Origin of the sequence: Streptomyces boluensis (assembly GCF_009908195.1) — a bacterium.
Lineage (GTDB): Bacteria > Actinomycetota > Actinomycetes > Streptomycetales > Streptomycetaceae > Streptomyces > Streptomyces boluensis.
Genome location: NZ_JAAAHS010000610.1, coordinates 1 through 2729, shown reverse-complemented (window position 1 = coordinate 2729; position 2729 = coordinate 1). Strand labels below are relative to the sequence as shown.

Annotated in this window: 4 protein-coding genes and 1 riboswitch; of the genes, 3 read left to right on the top strand and 1 reads right to left on the bottom strand. The window is 67.1% G+C overall.

The features are described 5' to 3' along the window. The coding region (locus GUY60_RS36570) for a FadR/GntR family transcriptional regulator (RefSeq protein ID WP_161705811.1) at window positions 1-607 on the top strand (607 nt) is incomplete at its 5' end. 52 nt (window positions 608-659) lie between these two features. Next, window positions 660-1493, top strand: a complete 834-nt coding sequence (locus GUY60_RS40020) for an endonuclease domain-containing protein (protein WP_376771361.1) — start codon at window positions 660-662, stop codon at window positions 1491-1493. Here GUY60_RS40020 and GUY60_RS36560 read toward each other — a convergent pair. Further along, entirely contained in the window at window positions 1483-2037 is a 555-nt protein-coding gene (locus tag GUY60_RS36560; protein ID WP_161705809.1) for a glycoside hydrolase family 25 protein, read from the bottom strand. The genes GUY60_RS40020 and GUY60_RS36560 overlap by 11 nt on opposite strands. 251 nt (window positions 2038-2288) lie before the next feature. After that, window positions 2289-2349, top strand: a riboswitch (guanidine-III (ykkC-III) riboswitch). Between the two features lie 16 nt (window positions 2350-2365). On the opposite strand from GUY60_RS36560, the gene GUY60_RS36555 reads away from it, so the two are divergent. After that, window positions 2366-2680 (top strand): DMT family transporter, encoded by a 315-nt coding sequence (locus GUY60_RS36555; protein ID WP_161705808.1) that lies wholly within the window; start codon window positions 2366-2368, stop codon window positions 2678-2680. The last annotated feature ends 49 nt before the right edge of the window (window positions 2681-2729 follow it).

Here is a 2729-nt window from a genome sequence, read left to right as displayed (position 1 = left end):
CTGGCCGGTCGGCACCCGGCTGCCCGGCGAGACCACCCTCGCCAAGGACCTCGGCATCGGCCGCTCCACCCTCCGCGAGGCCCTCCGCGCCCTCGCCGGCGCCGGACTCGTCCAGGCCCGCCAGGGCGCCGGAGTCTTCGTCACCGCACTCGAACCCGCCGAGGACTGGCCCGCCCGACTGCGCCGCGCCACCGTCGTCGACGTGTACGAGGTCCGCATGCTCGTCGAGGTCGAAGCCGCCCGCCTCGCCGCGCAGCGCCGCACCCCGGCCGACATCGAACTCCTCACCGCCGCCCTGGACGCCCGCCGCGCAGCGGCCCCGGCGGACGACGCGGCCTTCGTGGATGCCGACATCGCCCTGCACGCGGCCGTCGTCGGCGCCGCCCACAACCCCGTACTCACCGACCTCTTCGCCGAGTTCGCCCCCGCCCTGCGCCAGGCCCTCATCGACCTGGTCGACCTCCTCGACCTCCGCACCCCCGACCCCACCCCGGGCGACGACAGCCACGCGGCCCTCGTCCACGCCATCGGACGGGGCGACGCGGAGGGGGCGGCGGGAACGCTGCGGGAGGAACTGGGCGAGACGCTGGGGCGGTTGAGGGGCTGAGCCCCTCCGGCTGGGGGGCTTATATCGGCCGAGCCGGAGTCACCTCCCGCACATGAACGAGCGCGTCGAACCAGTCGGCGAAGCGGCAGGCCAGACCCGTAACCCCACACGGATTCGAGTCGTTGTTCGGTTCGTGAACGTTGATGCAAGCGGTGCGCGGTTGGGTTCGGTGCGGGTGTGTGTGGCGGTAGGAAAGGGGTGGAGTTGCGATCGGAGTTCGGACAGGCACCGGCTCACGAAGGGGTTCTGCCGGACTCATTACGACCAGTTCCATCGAGGGCGTGGCTTGTCACCGCTGGCCTCCGAGGAGGACGAGGACTGCGGGTTCGAGGGTTGTGCGCGGGCGGTGTCCGCGAGAGGGCTCTGTAATGCGCACTATCAACAACAGCGGTTGGGGCGGCCGTTGGTGCCTTTGCGTAGGCGCAGGGACAACGGTGCGTATCAGGCCATGCTCAAGAGTGGGGTCATGGAATGCCTGGAGTGTGGGGAGTTGAAAGAGCTTGACGAATTCTCCGTGCTGAATACGGCTGGGGTTCCTCGCCCGTACTGCAAACCGTGTAACGCCGAGGTCGTTCGCCTTCGGAACTACGGCCTCACGCGAGAGTTCGCGGATCGACTCTTCCAGCACCAAGGAGGGAGGTGTGCGATATGCAAGGTGGTTGAGTTCGCGCGCGGTCGGACTCCCGATGTCGATCACGACCACGCGTGCTGTCCGGGGAGGAGGAGCTGCGGAGAATGTGTGCGGGCCCTCGTCTGCTCCAAGTGCAACGCATATGGCCTTGCCTGGTACGAAGCGCTGCCCGCCGAACTCAGGACGTACGGAGTCCTGAACGACTACCTGGCTGACCCGCCCGCCCGGAAGTTGAGGCGAGAACTCAGTCGGTAGTCGCCCAGTCCTTCATCGCCGCTCGGCTGGAGAAGTCTGCGACGTTCTTGTCGAGCGGCGTCGAAGTGTATTGGTGGATGCGCCACTTGGCTTTGATGCGGGGCTTTCCTGCGGTGACGTAATCGGCTATCCAGAGGGCGTCGCCGGCGTAGGACGTAACGTCGACATTTAGCCAGAAATCGCGGTTCGTGTAGAGGATGGACCGATTCGCAGGCCGAAGCCGCTTCACCTCCTTGATGAACTGATCCTTCTGCGCATTGCTCGCGTACGTCCCCTCGCCCGTCCGCTCCCAGTCGCACGCGAGAATATCGCCGCCTCTCTCCGCCGCCTTGGAGACGAAATACTCCGCCTGGGCCTTGATGTTCCCCGGCCACAGAAAGTGGTAGAAGCCCACCACGCAGCCCGCGTCGCGAGCCCTCTTCGCCTGGGCGTTCATGCGGGGATTGATGTAGGAGCGGCCCTCCGTCGCCTTGATGATGACGAAGTCGACACCTTCGGTGCTGAACTCGGACTGGTACGAGCTGACGTCTATCCCGCGGATCATGAGGGCTGCCTTCCGGTGGTCGGGCCGGGTGGTGTGGGTCTGGGAAAGTGCCCGGCCGTACACGCCTCGAAACCCGTACGCGCGGCAGGGGCGGAAGTGGTGAAAGGCTTGCCCATTTCGTCCACGAGGCGGGCACAACGGGAGCCCGGTGACGGGCAGTTGTCCGGTCCCGCAGAAGTCGTGAACCGTGTGGTGAGGGCGCTGTGGCCACAGTCACCACGGTGAGGCGTGCGGTGTGTGAGAACCTGGAAGCAGAGCCCGACCGGCTCCCGGACGAGGTGCGCCGTACCCGGATCTTGACGACGGCGCCGAAGGGAGCCGTTCCGTCATGGCTTGGATCGTTCTTGTCGTCTCCGGTGTTCTCGAGGCTGTCTGGGCCACCGCGCTCGGAAAGTCGGAGGGTTTCAGCCGGCTCGCGCCCACCGTAGTCTTCGGTGTGGGTCTCGCCCTGAGCATGGCCGGTCTCGCCTTCGCCCTGCGCACACTGCCGGTGGGTACCGGTTACGCGGTGTGGGTCGGCATCGGTGCCGTGCTGACCGTGGCCTACGGAATGGCGTTCGGCGGAGAGCCGGTGTCGGCCCTGAAGCTGGCGCTGCTCGCGGGCATCGTGGGCTGCGTGATCGGGCTCAAGGCGCTGCACTGAGTGGGTAGTTGACGTACGAGGAGGGCGCCCCGGTCCGTGACCGGGGCGC